The 17,664-nt window shown below is 45.7% G+C and carries 14 protein-coding genes; 3 read left to right on the top strand and 11 right to left on the bottom strand.

All coding sequences use genetic code 11. The annotated features are described in order from the left end of the window. Nucleotides 1-14 precede the first annotated feature (14 nt). Together CHH60_RS01400 and CHH60_RS01395 are read right to left on the bottom strand one after the other, a co-directional pair. A complete protein-coding gene (locus CHH60_RS01400; RefSeq protein WP_095286604.1) occupies nucleotides 15-893 on the bottom strand; it encodes a carbohydrate ABC transporter permease in 879 nt (292 codons plus the stop codon). A gap of 19 nt (nucleotides 894-912) precedes the next feature. Beyond that, nucleotides 913-1,863, bottom strand: coding sequence for an ABC transporter permease (locus CHH60_RS01395; protein ID WP_371859924.1), 951 nt, complete (start codon nucleotides 1,861-1,863; stop codon nucleotides 913-915). A gap of 146 nt (nucleotides 1,864-2,009) precedes the next feature. Here CHH60_RS01395 and CHH60_RS01390 point away from each other — a divergent pair, with 146 nt between their 5' ends. Then, entirely contained in the window at nucleotides 2,010-3,719 is a 1,710-nt protein-coding gene (locus CHH60_RS01390) for a sensor histidine kinase (RefSeq protein WP_095357527.1), read from the top strand. Between the two features lie 9 nt (nucleotides 3,720-3,728). Further along, a complete protein-coding gene (locus CHH60_RS01385) occupies nucleotides 3,729-5,369 on the top strand; it encodes a response regulator (protein WP_095357526.1) in 1,641 nt (546 codons plus the stop codon). A 118-nt stretch (nucleotides 5,370-5,487) separates the two neighbouring features. Here CHH60_RS01385 and CHH60_RS01380 read toward each other — a convergent pair whose 3' ends face one another. The 6 genes from CHH60_RS01380 to CHH60_RS01355 all read right to left on the bottom strand — a co-directional run bounded on the left by CHH60_RS01380 (nucleotide 5,488) and on the right by CHH60_RS01355 (nucleotide 12,383). After that, entirely contained in the window at nucleotides 5,488-7,173 is a 1,686-nt protein-coding gene (locus tag CHH60_RS01380) for an extracellular solute-binding protein (RefSeq protein ID WP_095357525.1), read from the bottom strand. 472 nt (nucleotides 7,174-7,645) lie between these two features. Then, complete coding sequence (bglS, locus tag CHH60_RS01375) at nucleotides 7,646-8,359, bottom strand: beta-glucanase (RefSeq protein ID WP_095357524.1); 714 nt, start codon at nucleotides 8,357-8,359, stop codon at nucleotides 7,646-7,648. Nucleotides 8,360-8,540: 181 nt separating this feature from the next. After that, nucleotides 8,541-9,380 carry a formylglycine-generating enzyme family protein gene (locus tag CHH60_RS01370; RefSeq protein WP_095357523.1) on the bottom strand — a complete coding sequence of 280 codons (840 nt, stop codon included), beginning with the start codon at nucleotides 9,378-9,380 and terminating at the stop codon, nucleotides 8,541-8,543. 124 nt (nucleotides 9,381-9,504) lie between these two features. Further along, the gene (locus CHH60_RS01365) at nucleotides 9,505-10,140 is read right to left on the bottom strand and encodes a glycoside hydrolase family 11 protein (RefSeq protein ID WP_095357522.1); all 636 of its coding nucleotides are present in this window, start codon (nucleotides 10,138-10,140) and stop codon (nucleotides 9,505-9,507) included. A gap of 86 nt (nucleotides 10,141-10,226) precedes the next feature. Continuing rightward, complete coding sequence (locus CHH60_RS01360; protein WP_095357521.1) at nucleotides 10,227-10,994, bottom strand: alpha/beta hydrolase; 768 nt, start codon at nucleotides 10,992-10,994, stop codon at nucleotides 10,227-10,229. A gap of 60 nt (nucleotides 10,995-11,054) precedes the next feature. Beyond that, nucleotides 11,055-12,383 carry an SGNH/GDSL hydrolase family protein gene (locus CHH60_RS01355; protein ID WP_255247761.1) on the bottom strand — a complete coding sequence of 443 codons (1,329 nt, stop codon included), beginning with the start codon at nucleotides 12,381-12,383 and terminating at the stop codon, nucleotides 11,055-11,057. A 246-nt stretch (nucleotides 12,384-12,629) separates the two neighbouring features. Between CHH60_RS01355 and CHH60_RS01350 the strand changes: the two genes are divergently transcribed. After that, a complete protein-coding gene (locus CHH60_RS01350) occupies nucleotides 12,630-13,772 on the top strand; it encodes a glycosyl hydrolase family 8 (RefSeq protein WP_095357519.1) in 1,143 nt (380 codons plus the stop codon). A gap of 127 nt (nucleotides 13,773-13,899) precedes the next feature. On the opposite strand, the gene CHH60_RS01345 is transcribed toward CHH60_RS01350, so the two are convergent. The 3 genes from CHH60_RS01345 to CHH60_RS01335 form a co-directional block, all read right to left on the bottom strand. Beyond that, nucleotides 13,900-15,597 (bottom strand): RICIN domain-containing protein, encoded by a 1,698-nt coding sequence (locus CHH60_RS01345; RefSeq protein WP_255247773.1) that lies wholly within the window; start codon nucleotides 15,595-15,597, stop codon nucleotides 13,900-13,902. Nucleotides 15,598-15,806: 209 nt separating this feature from the next. Beyond that, nucleotides 15,807-16,751, bottom strand: a complete 945-nt coding sequence (locus CHH60_RS01340) for a carbohydrate ABC transporter permease (protein ID WP_095357517.1) — start codon at nucleotides 16,749-16,751, stop codon at nucleotides 15,807-15,809. Between the two features lie 17 nt (nucleotides 16,752-16,768). Continuing rightward, nucleotides 16,769-17,614: a carbohydrate ABC transporter permease gene (locus CHH60_RS01335; RefSeq protein ID WP_095357516.1), complete on the bottom strand. Its 846-nt coding sequence runs from the start codon at nucleotides 17,612-17,614 to the stop codon at nucleotides 16,769-16,771. Nucleotides 17,615-17,664: the final 50 nt, after the last annotated feature.

Here is a 17,664-nt window from a genome sequence, read left to right as displayed (position 1 = left end):
CTTACAGGGCAGTACTACTCTTTTACTGCCCCAATGACGATACCTTTAACGAAAAAGCGTTGTAAGAATGGATATATGACCAAAATCGGCAATGCCCCGATGAAAATCTGTGCTGCGCGAACCGTACGCTGGGAAACATTCTCCAGCATGGATGGGTCCACGTTGATTTTACTGAGGTCTTGCTGCACGATAATGGTTTGTAGCAAGGAAGCCAGTGGGTAATTTTTGACATCGGACATATAGATCATGCCATCGAACCAAGAGTTCCACTGACCTACCATGGTAAACAATGATAAGGTTGCAATCGCAGGCATGGATAGCGGTACATATACCAGTGCCAGCGTTTTAATGTGACCTGCTCCATCCAGATAAGCTGCTTCCTCCAGCTCTTTAGGCAGACCACGGAAGAAGTTCATCATCAGGATAACATTCCACACGGACAATGCACCTGGCAGCACCAGTGCCCAGATCGTATCCATCAGTCCTAGTTTCTGGACCAAGATATAACTTGGAATTAGACCTCCGCTGAACAAAATCGTAAATACAAAGAACCAGGTGTAGATCGAACGGCCTTTGAAATTAATATCTTCCTTCGACAGTGGAAATGCCGTCAGAAGCATAATCACCATACCAATCACCGTAGCAATGACGGTTCGTTTAACCGAAACCAGCAAGGAATTAATGAAATTTGAATTGCCGAACGTTTTGACATATGCATCTGTCGTAAAGCCAATCGGCCAGAAGCCGACAAGATTGGCTGAGGCCGGTGCCATGCTGCTGAACGAAACAGCCAAAATATGAATGATAGGCAGAATGCAAAGCAGTGATAGTACGCCCAGAAAAATATAGTTCGCAACGCTGAATATTCGATAGCCTTTTGTTTTGTAATACAAGCCCTTTTTCTCCTCTCTACTAGAACACGCGGTAATTCGCCAATTTGTAAGCCATGCGATATGAGATAACGATCAGAATGGTTGCCACGACCGATTTGAACAATCCTACAGCCGTTGCGAAGCTCATTTTGCCGTTCAAAATACCTAGACGGTATACGAAGGTATCGATAATATCACCTTTGTCATAAACGAGCGGATTGTACAGATTGAACACCTGATCGAACCCTGCATTCAAAATGTTTCCGATGGAGAGTGTCATGAGTACAATCGTGATCGGCATCAGGGCTGGTATTGTAATGTGCAGTGTTTGTTTGAACCGGTTTGCACCGTCCACTTCCGCAGCTTCGTACAGTGCCGGGTTAATACCGGACAGAGAAGCCAGAAATACAATCGTGCCAAAGCCAAATTCTTTCCACACATCACTAACAATCAGTGTTATCCGAAACCAAGTTCCATCCCCCAGGAAAAAGATTGGATCTCCGCCTAGTGCAACGACCAGTTTGTTCACCATACCGCCCTGCGGCGAAAGAATATCAAGCAATATTCCGCCCAGGATAACCCATGACAGAAAGTGCGGCAGATACACCAGTGTTTGACTGACCCTTTTAAAAGCAGATAAACGAACTTCGTTCAACAAAATCGCAAACAGGAATGGAGCAATTAAACCTGCGATTATTTTGAAAAATGCAATCACCAGTGTATTCCAGATGACCTGGCCTACGTCCGGGTATAAGAATAAATACTTGAAATTATCCCAACCTACCCATTTGGATTCGGTAAATCCGAGGTATGGTTTAAAATCCTGGAAAGCAATCACAATCCCGCCCATTGGTATGTACTGAAATACAATTGCCAGCAAAACAGCTGGTACGAGCATCAAATGCAAGGACCAATTCCGCTGCATGTTCCAGCGCTGTCTCGCCTTGATGGCACGCCCCTTGCGAGGCGTTTCTAACGTATGTTCCTTCACCCCTACATCCCCCATGTTCTAAAAATTTGTATTTTACAAGTGGATATGAACTTGTATATTAAAATTATAGCAACGGTTATTAGCAATCTATATCCTAATATTGCAACAACGATAACAATATTTTAATGAGTTGAGGAGGCCCAGCATTGTTCGCACGTCTGAACGTCTTCACCAAAATTACACTGTTGTTTGTAGCACTGCTTGTCCTGGTTTTGTTCCTGTACACCTATTCAAACCGGGAAAGTGTACGTGTAATCGAACACGAAATTCAGAACAATACCATGAATCATTTGTCCACTTTTGCCGACTCTGTAGAATCCAACATTTACCAATTATCTCTCTATGGGATGTCCATTGGGCAAGATTCGAGCATACAGGAATATCAGCGGCCGGATTACAAAGATGTGCCTTATGAACGGGTCAAAGTTGGAAGTGCTATTCTTGAAAAAATGAATCTGTATAATGCAGCCAGCAAATGGCATTCCACCATCACCCTTTATTTTCCAAGGTTGCAAAAAGTCATTTCCACGGATTATTATGCTTATATCCCGTATGAAGAGGATGAATTTTCCAAGCCACTTTCGAAATCATGGGCATATAAGCATAATCAATTTGAGTGGTACACGACCGATCCAACGACAGCGATCGACACTCCTGGGAAGTCGAGACTGATTACCAAGATAAGCTTTCCAGTGTATCATCTGACCAGCATGCTGGATCAGAACAAATTGAATAACAAAGGTGACCCTTTTATGTTCCATCCCGAGTTTGGCTTAATTAACAACACTAGTGGAAATGGCACATTGACTGCGATTCAGTCCAAGCTGAAAGAGATGACTTTGCAGGAAAAAGGCGGATTCACCACGACGCTTGACCGTACAGAATACTATGTCTCGTACATCCATTCAGACAGTCTGGGATGGTACTACGTAGACTACGTGCCTATGCAGCAAATTCTAGGGCCGATCACAAATAGTCGTAATCTCTTCTACGCTTCCATAGCCGTTTTGATTGCTATGAGTGTTGTCGTATTGTATGTGCTTTATCGAAGTGTGCAGCTTCCATTGCTCCAACTGGTAAAGGGAACGAACCGTTTGTCGACGGGAGATTTCTCTGTTCGATTACATCATTCTTCACGTAATGAATTCAGTTTATTGTTTGCACGATTTAACATCATGGCACAGCGAATTCAGGAGTTGATTGAGAACGTGTACGAAGAACAACTCCGAAGACGTGAGGCCACACTAAAGCAGTTACAATCACAGATTAATCCGCATTTTCTATACAATTGCCTCTTCTACATCAAAAATATGGCGAGGATGAAAAATGAGAAAGCCGTTGTGGCAATGGCGCTTAATTTAGGTGAGTATTATCGGTACATCACAAGATCCGAGAATGATCAGGCCACCATCAAAGAAGAGTTGAACATGGTGGAAAATTACCTGGAAATCCAGGCACTCCGGCTGGAACGCATGCATTTTACCATCGATGTACCGGAGGATATGCTGCATAAAACGTTACCCCGTTTAAGCTTACAACCTATTGTTGAGAACGCTATCATTCATGGCATTGAACCCCGTACTGAAGACGGCCATATCAACATAACAGGTTATCATACGGATGAATGGTGTACGATAACCGTCGAGGACAGCGGGCTGGGTATGACGGAGAATCAGATGCAAGAATTGGTTGATAATCTTAAAAAACCGCTCGATGGCAATATGGGATGCGGAACTTGGAATGTTCATCAGCGTTTGTCTTTTTTGTATGGTGAAGACGCGGGTCTAAGCTATGAACATACGCCTGGCGGAGGCGTTAAGGTAAGCATTACATGGTACAACAATATCAATGAGTAGGTGAAGTACATGTTACAAATTTTGTTAGTTGATGATGAACGTTCCGTTGTAGAAACGCTGGCGGAAACCATTCCGTGGGAGAGCTGCGGAATCGGCACTGTACACGAAGCTTTGTCAGGTGCCGTAGCACTGGAAATTATGGAGAATCATGATATTGATATCGTAATCACTGATATTCGCATGCCGGAGATGTCTGGTATTGAGTTAATCACGGCAATTCACGAGAAATGGTCGCATGTGCAGACCATTTTACTCTCGGGCTTTGCTGACTTCGAATACGCCAAACAAGCGATGGCTCAAGAAAGCTTTGATTATTTGCTGAAGCCTGTAAGTGATGAGGATCTAATCGAAACCGTACAGCGGCTTGTTGACCGGATCAAACAAAAATGGGAAGCGGCGGCCTCCTATCAGCGTGCCTTACATGCATTCCAGGATAACTTGCCTTTATTGCAATCTACGATGCTCCATGAATTGCTGACAGGCAAAACCTATTCTCCCTCAACGCTCGCAGACAAGCTCGAATTACTAAATCTGCCCTATTCGGTTGGTGAGGAGCTGGGCATGCTTGTTATTCGAATGGAAGAGCATCTATCCGAGATGGCTGACCATGATCTTTCGCTGATGCAGTATGCCATTAGCAACATTATCAGCGAGGTGACGCAGCAGCATTTTCATATGTGGCATACGCGGGATGTCCATGATTATCTGGTTGTGCTGGTTAGTGTCAAAAAAGGCGGCACACAAAGTATGAGCAAAGAGGAAAAACCTCAAGTGCTGCTGGAACATTACGCTGCCCAAATTCAGACAAACGTTCAGTTATATTTAAAAGGGGCTATTTCAATCGCAGTCTCTCACTGGGGCAAATTCCCTAATGAGATTGGTGAGATTTATGAGAGTGCTGTCAGATCCATGCGGAAGCGTATGGGACATGCTCAAGGCTTGTTCATCACGGCTTCAGACGATAAGGATGTACACCCCCTTCCTGCCATCCGTTCACTGTACAAGCCTCCAACCCTAATCAGTCTTCTGGAAGCTGGCCGCTTTGACGATGTGGAACAGAAAATTGAGGTCATTTTCGAGGAATTGCTCGAATCCGCGCAGCATCATGATATCGCAGAAACGACGATTGAGGTGTATCATGCCTTGGCAGGGGCGTTTGCTTATATCATCCATAAGAATGGAAAACAAATTTCTTCTGTCCTGCCTGCCGAAACGTATAAATACTTCCAGGCTCCAAGCTATGCTACCGCCCAGCAGTTGAAAGACTGGTCGATCCGCACACTTCATTCCATCAGTGAAGACGCAGAACAGGAGCTGAAGGACAATCACAGTACCATCGTTCGCAGTGTCAAAAGCTTTGTGGACCTGCATCTGGCTTCCGATGTTTCCTTACCGGCTATTGCCGAGCATGTCCACCTGCACCCAGTGTATCTATCCAAAGTATATAAGGCGGAGACAGGAGAAGCGCTGACGGCCTATGTCTATCGGTTACGGATGGAGAAAGCAGCTTATTATTTGCGTTCGTCCAGCGCCAAAGTATTCGAAATTGCGGAGCTTGTCGGCTACAACAACACGGCGTATTTTATTCGGGTATTTAAAAAGTTTTACGATCTGACACCGCAGGAATATAGAGAGAATCTGCCGGTTTGAAGCAAAAAGGCCTCGCTGGAATGATTTCCAGCAAGGCCTTTTCTTTGTACTTTCCCACCTGCTTTAGCAGCTTGGTTAGAACGAAATAACGGATAAGATTTAATTACTTGGCTCGTACTTACTTTCCGCTCGTAACGGATTGGTACCACTCATTAACTTCCTTCGTATTTTGATCTCCACCGGAAGACTTCCACTTCTCTACAAATGTATCAAAAGCATCAACCGGAGCTTTACCATAGATGATTTGCGAGAACAGGTCCTTCTCCATTTTGGTTAAAATGTCGTTGTTCATTTGCATTGACATCGTTGGTGCACCTGTGAACATCTGTTTTAAAGCGATATCTTTTTGATCCTGAACAATCTTGGCCGCTTCCACCATGGGTACCGGTACACCAGACTTAAGTTTTTTCTCGAAAGGTGTTGTTGCTTCTTCACCGTTAGCAAACTTCGCAAGCGTAGTCATGTTCAGACTTGGGATACGTGCACCATCAAACGTTAAGGTGTATTTCTCAGGTGCATAACCGCCTGTCACACTAGCATCCGTTGTTACTTTGCCGTCTTTCATTGCCCAGTCATACCCTTCAGCGAAGCCATTTTCGAATTCATCACCTGTTTTTGGATTTGCATAGTGATCAAACAGATAGTTTTGATAAGTGAAAAAGACTTCCGGGTTTTTCATATCTTTGTTAATCAGAACTACACCGTTGTCGTTCGCGGTACCGCGTCTGCCTGCCTTGCCATCAGGTCCAGATGGAATCGGATAAGCTTTGTACTCCGCTTCCGGATTGTTTTTCTTCACATCTTCGAGCGGCCATGACGGCATCCAGTGAGGCCCGACAACAATCCCTGCTTTACCTGCTGTAAACTCTTCTGCTGCTTTGGTTTCATCATATACCCCAGCTTCTTCTGGAATATACCCTTTTTTCATCCAGTCAGCCAGTGTTGCCAAAGCTTGTTTTGCTCCTGGATTTACAGAACCGTACTCCAGTTTGCCTTCTGCGTTCAGATTCCACTGATTTGGCATCGTGCCGTAGGCTCCGAAGACCCAACCAGCATCAGACATCCATGTGCTGAGCCAGTTTTTGAATCCGATGGTCAGACCGTAGGTGTCTTTTTTACCATTGCCATCCGGGTCTTTATTCGTAAACGTTTCCATAATCACTTCAAGATCAGCCAGCGTTTCAGGTGCTTTCAAATTAAACTTCTTCATCCAATCCTCGCGAATCCACATCACTGGATCACTATTGTAGGAGTAATCCAGAATCGGAATACCAATCCGCTTACCATCCTGCATGTACGGATACCATACGGAAGGATCTTCATTCACGGCAGCTTTCCATGTATCACTTGCATATTTATCAAACAATTCACCAGCATCAACGAACTTGCCTGTTTCAATCAACTCACGTGCCAGATTGAAATCGCCGCGATACGAAATAATATCCGGCATTTCTGCATTGGAAGCCAGCGACAAGCGCAGCTTCGTTTCAAACGCATTGTTGGTGGACGGTGATACCCACTGATTTTTTAATTCAATGCCGAGCTTGTCTTTTGCCCATTTGGTGTGCACGTTATTGTCCTGATCTTCTCCAGATTTGAATTTGATTTCGGGTCCCCAGGGACGTAAATAAGTAAGTTTTACGGGCGGATCATACTTCCCTTCCTTCAATTCCAGTGCAGTACTCGGAGTGCTCGGTGCAGCCTCTTTGCTTGCTCCACTGTTACATCCGCTAAGAACTGCTGTAAGCGCCAACATTCCTGCCAAAGCCAAACCGCCAATCTTTCTTTTCTTGATTGTTTTCAACTTGTGAGTCCCCCTGTATGTAGTGATGTTGTCTACAGAGTCCATCATAATGAATGAACCATATGAATGCCCATACTAATATTGCAACATTTATTGTATTAATTTAGGATATTAAAAAGTGAATACGGATGTTGTATTAGTACAACGTCTTACTCTTGTCTCTCTTGTTTATCAGGGTGACCGAAAGGTTCCAGCAAGGTTTGTATCTGCTTGGCATCATAAGGTTGGCCTAACAGTTCAATAAACTGCTCGGGTGATCAGTTGTTATTGGTATCGTTGCTGTTACTCATACTCATGGTTTTCCGTCCACTCTATGTCGAGTTCATTTCCACACTTTTCCCTCATCATCTTACGTTTCGATTGTTCTGTAAAGGTTGAAAATGATCATAAAAAAACAGAGGATTGCGGACGTAATCCGCTCCTCTGTTTCTTGCAGTTTATTGCACTAGTTGGACATGATCGTGAGTTTCTGTTAGTTACTCGTATATTTCACCCAATCGTATTCTGCGTATAACGGATTAGCTCCATTATATGCCCCTAACCAGCTGTCAACGCCGGTTCCGTTCCACAAGTTCATCATAATTTTACCTGGTGTTTTCGGAATATTGGTTGTAGCTGTATGTTTCAGCACGCCATCGACGTACCACTTAATGTGACCTGGTTGCCAATCAAACGCATACGTGTGGAATCCCTGGGACGCATCGAAGCCCAGATTTACGATCTTCTCATGATTTCCAACGCCGTTTGTATAATAATTGAATTGTACTTTCGTTGTGTCTTTGCCAAGGAACTCGATATCAATCTCATCCCATTGTGTGCCATCAGAAGGACCGGTATAGGTGAAAAAAGAGGATACAATCCCTGTATTTTTAGCAGGCTTCATGCTAACTTCGTAAAGTCCATATCCATAACTGTTGGTTGTTCGGTATTCTCCGCAATCAAATTTGTTGTATGCCGAACTCGTCAAACCCAGTCGCAGTTTACCATCACTTGTAAAATTGACATTGTTCGCCCGCCAAGTACAGTTAAACATGGAGCCGTTGGAGTATCCATCTGCCTTTTGCCACGTACTAGAATTGAAGTAGGTTAACGGCTCCCAGAACACATACCCCGCGAAAGCGCTTACCGAAAAAAATAAAGAAACCACTCCCGAAACAATCAATGTGTACCATGTCTTCCTTTTCATCATACACCTCCATTAAGGATTCCACCCATTTATTAAAGCGCATACATTGGTTGGTATTTCCATTTTACCCGGATCGAAAATGACGAACTATAGCAAACTTCCAAGAATAAATATTCATTTTTTAAGCTCATGTTCTCTGTCGTCTTCTATAAAAAAGGCCCTTCTGTTAGGAAGGGACCTCTTATATTCCACGTACGACTCGAAACCCCTGATCGGGGCCAAATCCATTAGCATCAAATTTACCCGGAAAGGAAATCTCATTGTTGTTAACACCGCCAATCCAGCCGCCCCCCTTGACTACACGCCAGGTATTCTCCGGGCTCTCGGGATGGCTGTACCAATCCCAGCACCATTCTCTCACATTCCCTGACATATCATGGATGCCCAGTTCATTGGCCTTCATGGTACCCACTTTTTGGGTTTGATTTCGGTTGCTCTCAATCGCAGGCCAGCTCCAGTCGCCAGTCAATATCTTGTCCCCTGCATTGATCCAGTACCAGGCTACTTCATCAGGATTGCTGCTTCCACTATAGACGTAGTTCATGCTTTTTTGGCCTCCGCTTGCAGCATACTCCCACTCTGCTTCAGTGGGCAAGCGATAACCGTCTGCGCCTTCATTTACAGTGATCGTCCATTTGAGATTGTCGTTTTCGTTTTTGTTGCTTGGATCGGTCGTATTCTTGTCGATATTATAGTAGGGTTTCAGGTTTTCCTTGATGCTGCGCTGATTGCAGTATTCCACGGCATCGTACCAGCTCACCATTTCAACGGGCAGGTCGTCTCCCTTGAAGCCGGATGGATTCTCGCCCATGATCTCCATCCATTCCTTCTGCGTAACTTCGTATTTCCCGATATAAAAATCAGAAACGGTTACGTCCTTACCGCTAAACGTCGACTTGGTGCTCTTAAAGGTTCCACCCTCCACGTATACAAAATGATCCCCTACATCAGCATTCGTTGATGAACAAGCGCTTAGACAAGCCACAGCTACAATGAACAGAAATAGCATCCACTTTTTCATTCTATGTCTCCTTCTGGTTCCTGGATTGAAAGCAAGACAGGCCTTGGACCTGTCTCGCTAGATCTCCTGTTCAGGAAATTACGATTGAACCATTCCCTGGGAATGATGACCAGAAGCTAGGACGTTACCAAACGGTCACGTTGGAGCTTCCGCTGCTTTGATATCCTTCAGTTGCCATCACCTGATAAGACCAGCTGTTGCCCAGATACATGCCTTTGCTTGCCCATGCATTCACGTGATTGCTGAACGTAATTGTAGAGTTCACACCAATGGGACGCTTGGTTTGTCTCACACTCCAATATTGAGGGAAGGTCTGCGTTCCATCAATGGAAGGTGCGTTGTATCTCATGGTGGTATAGATATCATATGTGCCGCCATCACTGTTCACTGTGCCTTTATATGTTCCGGTTGGACGGTATGTTCCCCAGTTGTCCACCACGTAGTATTCAATAAGTGCATTCCGTGTCCACCCGTAAAACGTCAAATATCCGTTGCCAGATGGAGAGAATACACCCGCATTGTAATTCACTACTCGATTAGGTGTACCGTAAGTCCACCCTTTACCGACAACAAAGTTCCCCGTGTTCTGCCAGTTTACACTGTAGTTTCCTCCCGAACCGTTCACGGCATTAACTGTACCCCCTCCATCTGTCCAGTTCTGCCAATAATCTGTTGCTGCGCTGGATGTAGCGGCAAATACTCCGAAGCTCATGGAAGCGGCAAGGACAACAGTTAACAATTTTTTTCCGAATTTAAACATGGTAAAAACCTCCTGATATTTGGATTAGTTTTTGAATAATTCGGTACTTTTTTGGGTAGACACTGGAGTTGGAGTTGAGTTCGTATTTATTTAAAAAGACGTTTGGAAAACAGATACAAATCATTTTTCCACACTGGCCAGTCATGACCTCCGCTCTCTTCATACCAGATGTGCGGTACGTCCTGCTGCTCCAAATATAGATGTACGTCAACGCTAATTTGGATAAGATTATCCTGATCGCCACAGGAGATCCAAAGAAGCGACAAAAGCGAGATTGCTTCCTGCGGATTAGGAAGAAGTAGCTCTGGCGCTTTGGTGTTTGGAGCGGGAGAGAAGGCACCGACCCAAGCGAAATGGTTGAGATTGCCCAACCCTATGTTTAAGGACTGTCCTCCGCCCATGGATAAGCCGGCGATTGCCCTATTATCCCTGGTTGTACTTGCGGAATAATTAGATTCAATATACGGAATAAGGTCATGAATCAAGTCGGATTCAAATCGTTCAAAGGCTTTTATTTTCTCCGGGTCAAATAGATCTCCCTCGGCTCGATCGTTTGGCATGGCGCGACCGTTGGGCAAAACAACAATCATGGGCTCCAGCAGGTTATCGTTGTAAAGATTGTCCAAGATAATCTGCGGGCTACCATGCTGCTGCCATTCCATCTCATCTCCACCGATCCCGTGAAGCAGGTAAAGAACAGGGTATGTGTTTTCGGAAGAAAATCCTGGAGGTGTGTACACCAGTGCTTTCCGGGTATTCCCTACCGTAGTGGAATCATACTCTATCGTCTCTATTGCTCCGCGAGGTATATCATTGCGGTATTGGTCAAATCCAGCCGGTGCTGAAGATATCATGTACAGTACTCCCTTCATAGGTGCATTTAGCTATTGGATTAATCTCCGGCCTTTGTTTTGTTAACTGACATAGCCAAAACCAAGAATCGTGAAGCGTTTATCCTCATGCCCTTCTGCCATTTCGATCTCGATCGTATGCTCTCTGACGTGCTTATCTTGAATTAGGAGCATGGCATGACAGCGTGTCCAATTTACTTCATGCGGATTGGCTTGTTTGGTGAGAACACCATCCACTTTGATAAGGGCTGTTCCGAACTCGTCGCTTCCGGAGTCTTTGAAAATTAATAGAAGACACCTGCAACGCATTTGCAGCTTGAACTTTTGCGCTTCGGCCCTATCACCGCGGGTATACATCCAATTGTGCGGGAAGAGCGGCGTAGCATAATCGTGATCATCCATCTCGGCCATCTGCAGTTCGGTATCCGTCTGCGCGAAGCACCCCGGGTTGATTTTGGCAAGCTGATTGCCGTTTTTTCGATCAAGCAGTTTCACGTGGACGAAATCATCCCCAATCACAGGCGGCCTTCTCAGATCATGATCGTCCTGGTCCAGTTCGGCATGATTCACTGCATCAAACAGGTGACCCAGTGCATCGGCCATGATCTGATGTCCCAGGTTGGTCGGATGATATATATCATGAAAATATTGCTCTTTGGTTACGACGTTACCTTCTTGCTTGGTCTTGTGGAATTGCTCGACAAGAGCATCCTTCATGCTCACCATGGGCAGATTGTAATGCCAGCCCACCGGAGCTAGGCGATCCTGTAGATTCCAGTCATTCTCAAAGACACTGAACAAAAGGATGACTGCAGGCTTGTTATCTGCAGCAAGCGCTTTCAATATTAACCTTTCATAACAGTTCCCCCGGGTTTCATCGTCCGCATCATTAACTGCAAACTCAATAACGACGATATCCGGTTGAATTTGGCCATCTCCAAGCACATCACGATCATAGCGTATCATTCCCAGTTCGGAAGGCGTTCCGCCTACTCCGGCTTTAACCAGCTGAATGGAACCACTGTCTGATGGAGCAAACATCGCCTTGAACCGCTCATACGATCGATAGGCGTAACTACGGAGATGAATAGGAATTGCGCCAGCGCCGTGGGTGATCGAACCACCGATATAAGCCATAACAACAGGTTCACCCTGTCCAGCCTTCTGAATTGCCCGTTTTAATCTGGCATTGTGACCTTTGTTCAAAAGAGATTGGCTAATCATTTTGTGATATTCAGGGGAGCAGTAATCGAACGTTGCCTCGTTATTCGTCTCCTTCACTCCAACGGGATCGCGCGGTGCAGTTATCCCTTGGTGTATATCTGCTTCTGGTGTATCTCCTGCATCGCGAACCATGTTTACCACCATCCTCTCTTCGATCATAAAGTTCATCGTCATTTGAAGGAATCCAAACGGGTAAAACTTTATGCTTGGTGGGTCCTTCTTCACGAGTGTAACACTTACATAATTTTACAGATACCCGATAAAGTATAGGACTTGCAGCAATCATATCATTTCATTTTGGTCATGATAATCGGAAAAAGGAAAGAACTAAGATTTCCAATGTAAACGCTTTAATTTATACACATTTACCGTGATATAATGGGTTTAACGTTTGCAATAAGAGGAGGAAAACCCATGAATATCACCGGTCAAGGCGCCTATGATACAAATACATACAACAATCTCTTCCACAAATTTGGTTATGATGAACAGGAAATAAACGCACGGCTGGAGGAGTCATGGAACGAGCTGTTTTATGGAGAAGAGGATACGCGAATCTATTACCCGATGGGTGAGGACAAAGGCTATTTACTCGACACCGGTAATAACGATGTTCGCTCCGAAGGCATGTCTTATGGCATGATGATGGCTGTTCAGATGGACAAAAAAGAAGAATTCGATCGGCTCTGGAATTTTTCCCATACGTTCATGCAGCATGCTGAAGGTCGATACAAGGATTATTTTGCCTGGCACTGCAAACCTGATGGAACCCGCTTATCTCAAGGTCCTGCACCTGATGGTGAGGAGTTTTTCGCGATGGCTCTGTTCTTTGCTTCTAACCGCTGGGGTGATGGAGATGCGCCTTTTAACTATAAGGAACAAGCCAGAAGAATCCTCCGCGCATGCATTCATCAAGGTGAAAATGGCGAGGGAGATCCCATGTGGGACCCGGAAACCAAATTGATCAAATTCGTACCGGAATCTCCATTCAGTGATCCATCCTACCATCTCCCCCATTTCTATGAGTTGTTTGCATTATATGCGGATGAAGACGATCAATCCTTCTGGAGAGATGCAGCGGCGGCAAGTCGAGCTTATCTGCATACCGCCTGTCATCCTGTAACCGGGCTTTCGCCTGAATATGCGAACTATGACGGATCACCCGCTCCTGTTCAGCCGCATGGTGATTTTAGACACTTTTACAGCGATGCTTACCGGGTTGCCGCGAATATTGCTCTGGACTGGGAATGGTTCGGCAAGGATCCCTGGCAGGTGGAGCAATCCAATCGAATTCAGTCCTTCTTCAGCAGCATTGATGTCGCCGAATATCGCAGATATACCATTGAAGGTGAACCGTTCGATGAACCTTCCTTGCATCCAATCGGTCTGCTCGCTACCAACGCGATGGCCTCACTGGCTGCAGATGGTCCACATGTCGAACATTTCGTACGCCTCTTTTGGAACACCCCCCTGCGGCAGGGTGAGCGCCGCTATTATGATAACTGTCTGTATTTTTTCAGCTTGCTGGCTTTAAGCGGCAGATATCGGATATATTAATCCCTCTACAATGAGTCATCGTACAAATGGAGTTCCTATGCATCACAGCGCATCGCGCAGACTGAAATCTCACGTAAAGAGGACCTTTCCGGCGATAACAGCCGTGAAGGTCCTCTTGTCAATAATGTTAATTGCTAACCGCGATAAATTTCCATTGTTGATTCGTTGCACCCGTGTACGTATTCTGCTGCAACTTGGCACCATCGGATGTAGAAGCGCTTTCTACTTCAATCGCTTTGTTGCTGTTCACGTTAATAATACTCCAATATCCATTCCCCAGATCGTTGACTTTGAAATGCTGTGCGGTCGTGTTCAGATTGCTCATGAGCTGAACCGCTTCACCGTTCGTGAGGGTACCGTTGCGAATATCAATCACTTTGTCCGGTGAGTTCACGCTGGTTAGTGTATAACTGCCACCGCCGATGGAGGTCAGAACCCACTTCTGAGGATTGCCGCCCAGATCGCTCCACTGCTGAAGCTGTAGATTGTTTTGATTTTGCCCCCCAGGAACGTCAATGACCTTATTAGAATGTCTGGCCACAATTTTGTAGGTTGCACCTGACACAAGCCCGGTTGTGGGTCCACCACCATTTCCACTACCTGGATACGATTGAGCACGTTCATGGTACCAGTTGAACAGGAATCGTCCCATGGCACTTCGTGAAGCATCGCCATCCCATTTCAGTCCAGCCGTTGGATCGGCAAAAGAACTGCGCTGCCCTGGCTCAAGAATGAAGCCGTTCATGTGAGCCGCAATACTAACGTTTCCAGCCGCGTTGAAGATGGTTTTGGTATTGGTACCGAAACCTTCGTTGCTGCCATTAAACAGGTTCCAATAGGCCGAATCACCAGGTTTGTTCTTAAACCAGGTTACTTCCGTGATATTGATCGGATACTTGTCTGCTGCTGCTTTCACATTGGTATTCCACTGATCTTGCAAAATGGAGAAGTTATCGTACGCGCCGTAACCCGGATACCAGTGAACGGCATATCCGTAGTTGTTCAGGGGATCCGTCAATGGATGGCTTGCCGTCAGACTGTAGAACTGGTTATACCCCAGACCTGCAGCCCAGATTACGTTATCGGCACCCTGGTTACGAATCGTGGAGATGATGGAGTTCTGGAAATTGCGCAGGTCATTCCAGTGATCCACAAAATCATTTTCCCCGTTGTATCCGCCCCAATGTCCATTCGCATACGATTTCACTGGCTCGTTAATGAGCTCAAAGTGAACGTTATCGGCACTTTTAATCTCGGGACGAGATGCAAGATATCCCCAGATTTGATTGAATTTCTGCAGGTTGGAAGCGGTGGTTGCCTGGTCATCCTTCAACGTAAAGTCGAGTCCCAGGACGACATACACACCTTTGGTTTTGGCATATTGAATGTATGGGATAATGACGTTCTGCGTAACGGTCTGCACACCGGCAAAATTGTATGTACCCGCCGCCACATCACCCATGTCCTCACGATCAATGAACAGACGTACCTGATTCATGTTCCATCCATGATTGCTGCCGTATTTCGGACTTGTGTCCGCAAATGTATCGGTAATGTCTTTCAGGTAGGCCAGTGTAGCCGCATGACGATTGTTGCCGTGCAGATTAAGATAATAATTGCTGTTCTGATACGTCCAGTAGGCACCTGAAGGTTGATGCCAACCGTTCAGAAGCACAGGCTGATTGTTGCTGTTCACCAGATTCTTGCCACTTACGTGAAGCTTGCCCATAGGCATGCCAACCCACGCCTCTGCGCGGCTTCCTCCCCATGGAGCAATCGTAATCAGTAAAGCCAAAACGAGTAAAAGTTTACAAGACATCCACATCTTTTTCACTTTATATCCTCCTGTCATGATCGATTGCTTTTCCTCAATGCAATATCCGATGAATCGCAGCAAAGCCTAAGAGTAGACTAAGCATCGGTTGGCGCACGCTTCCGCAACCCGTTCCACACGTTCAGGGGCAAGACTCCTCCTCCTCTCTTCAGATCGTATCGATCTGTCTCGGATCTTTCTTCACGGTTAAGCCTAACGTTTTAGCCAACGATTCCTGTACGTTCTACACTTTCCACGAAATAACGCTGCACGAAGAGATAGATAACAATCAAAGGTAGAATGGCGAGCAATATTCCCGTATCCTGAATCATGCTTAGATAAAAAGGATCCGCCTTAGAGGCTCCATCACTTACTTGTTGGGCCAGATTATACGGAAGCGAAGACAGTTGGGTCGACATGACCTTACTTGAAGTCAGATACGTGGTCGTGTAGAAGCTATCATTCCACTGCCATACAAAGGAAAACAGCATCACGGTCACCATGGATGGAATTGCATTCGGCAGCATAATTCGGGCAAAGGTCCGCCCAATGCCTGCACCGTCCACATATGCCGCCTCTTCCACTTCCTTCGGAATGCCGCGGAAGAACTGACGAAAGATAAAAATATACAATCCGGCTTTAAGCGAATTGGCCGTAATGGCGGTCAGAATGAACGGCCAGTAGGTATTCAGCAGGTTCACCGGTTTGCCAGTAATCAGTGTCATCAAGCCCATCAGGTCGAAGCTTTTCAGATTGAGATACACCGGAATCAAAATCGTCGTGGGCGGAACGAGAATCGTGAGAATGACACCTGCGAACAGCAAATTGCTCCCCTTGAACTTCAACCTGGCGAAACCATACCCTGCAAGGGCACAGGACGCTGTCGTTAACAGTGTTGTTGTCGCTGACAGAGCGAAGGTATTGAACAGAGTCGACCAGTAATCCATAACCCGGATAGCCTGCTGAAAGTTATCGATCGAGAAATTCTGGGGGATCCATACCACCACTGCGGAATACAGGTCACCCTTATCTTTGATGGACGTTGAGATTTTCTGAAATATCGGAAAGAGGATAACAAAGGAAAGTCCAGTAATCAGTACGAACCGAATCACTGACCAGAGCCAGCCTTTCCAGTGTTCCAGCGATAATAATCGAGAAGTCGTCACGCTGAACGTCCTCCTTTCTAATCTTGATAGAAGACTCGTTTCGAGAAAATAATGGATACAATCACGAGAATGATGGCAATCGCTAGAAAATACACCCATGCCATCGCCGAGCTGAGGCCAAAGTCAAATTTCACGAATCCGGTATCGCGGATCAGTTCAGTCATGGCGTTATTGGCAAACGAGTCGATAATCGTGTAGATCGCATTGACAAAGATCAGCGGACTGACCATCGGGAATGTAATCTTCCAGAATGCTTCGTACCCGGTAGCACCTTCCATTTTGGATGCCTCATAGAGCTGAGGAGAAATGGTCTGAATGCCAGCCAAAAAGATCAAAATTTGCACCCCCGACTGGCTGACAATCTGATAGATTCGATCAACGGCACTGCTCAGATACGTCACGATCCATTCGCTCACCCCGGCATCCAACATCAGATTTTCGAGCTCAAATGTACCTAGTGCGCTTCCTCCAGTACTATTCTGATTAACAGCATCAATCAAGCTGGTGCTTTCCAGTGACATGATGACACCGGATGCCAAAATAACGGGCAAGAAGAATATGGAACGTGCCACAGCCCGGCCTCTGAACTTCTGGTTCAGGATGACGGCGAGAAACAGGCTAAATATGACAATAAGAGGCACATTGACAAGCACATCGGTAATCGACTCGATCAACGCTCGGTTAAAACTGGTATTGACGGTGAGCGCCTGAATATAGTTGGCAACCCCGGTGAATTGAATGGCAATGCCTTCCGCATTGGCCTGAATCGTGCTCATGCTGTAACGCAGTGACGCGAGCAGCGGGATGAAGAAAAATAATACAAATCCGACCAGCCATGGAAGCACGTAGATGACGCCCCACATGGCTTTCTGCTGAGCATACGTACGACTTCCCGATTTCCATTTCAGGAGTG

The sequence above is a fragment of the Paenibacillus sp. 7523-1 genome, assembly GCF_002276415.1.
In the GTDB taxonomy this organism is placed as follows: domain Bacteria; phylum Bacillota; class Bacilli; order Paenibacillales; family Paenibacillaceae; genus Paenibacillus; species Paenibacillus illinoisensis_A.
Note: the sequence above shows the minus strand (reverse complement) of the source record. Positions and strands in the feature narration are given on the sequence as shown.

What these genes read in the sequence shown, in the direction of transcription:
- CHH60_RS01385 (WP_095357526.1), top strand. Translation starts at nt 3,729, where the DNA reads ATGTTACAAATTTTGTTAGTTGATGATGAACGTTCCGTTGTAGAAACG.
- bglS (WP_095357524.1), bottom strand. Translation starts at nt 8,359, where the DNA reads ATGAAAAGGAAGACATGGTACACATTGATTGTTTCGGGAGTGGTTTCT.
- CHH60_RS01370 (WP_095357523.1), bottom strand. Translation starts at nt 9,380, where the DNA reads ATGAAAAAGTGGATGCTATTTCTGTTCATTGTAGCTGTGGCTTGTCTA.
- CHH60_RS01365 (WP_095357522.1), bottom strand. Translation starts at nt 10,140, where the DNA reads ATGTTTAAATTCGGAAAAAAATTGTTAACTGTTGTCCTTGCCGCTTCC.
- CHH60_RS01360 (WP_095357521.1), bottom strand. Translation starts at nt 10,994, where the DNA reads ATGATATCTTCAGCACCGGCTGGATTTGACCAATACCGCAATGATATA.
- CHH60_RS01355 (WP_255247761.1), bottom strand. Translation starts at nt 12,383, where the DNA reads ATGAACTTTATGATCGAAGAGAGGATGGTGGTAAACATGGTTCGCGAT.
- CHH60_RS01350 (WP_095357519.1), top strand. Translation starts at nt 12,630, where the DNA reads ATGAATATCACCGGTCAAGGCGCCTATGATACAAATACATACAACAAT.
- CHH60_RS01345 (WP_255247773.1), bottom strand. Translation starts at nt 15,597, where the DNA reads ATGTGGATGTCTTGTAAACTTTTACTCGTTTTGGCTTTACTGATTACG.
- CHH60_RS01335 (WP_095357516.1), bottom strand. Translation starts at nt 17,614, where the DNA reads ATGTGGGGCGTCATCTACGTGCTTCCATGGCTGGTCGGATTTGTATTA.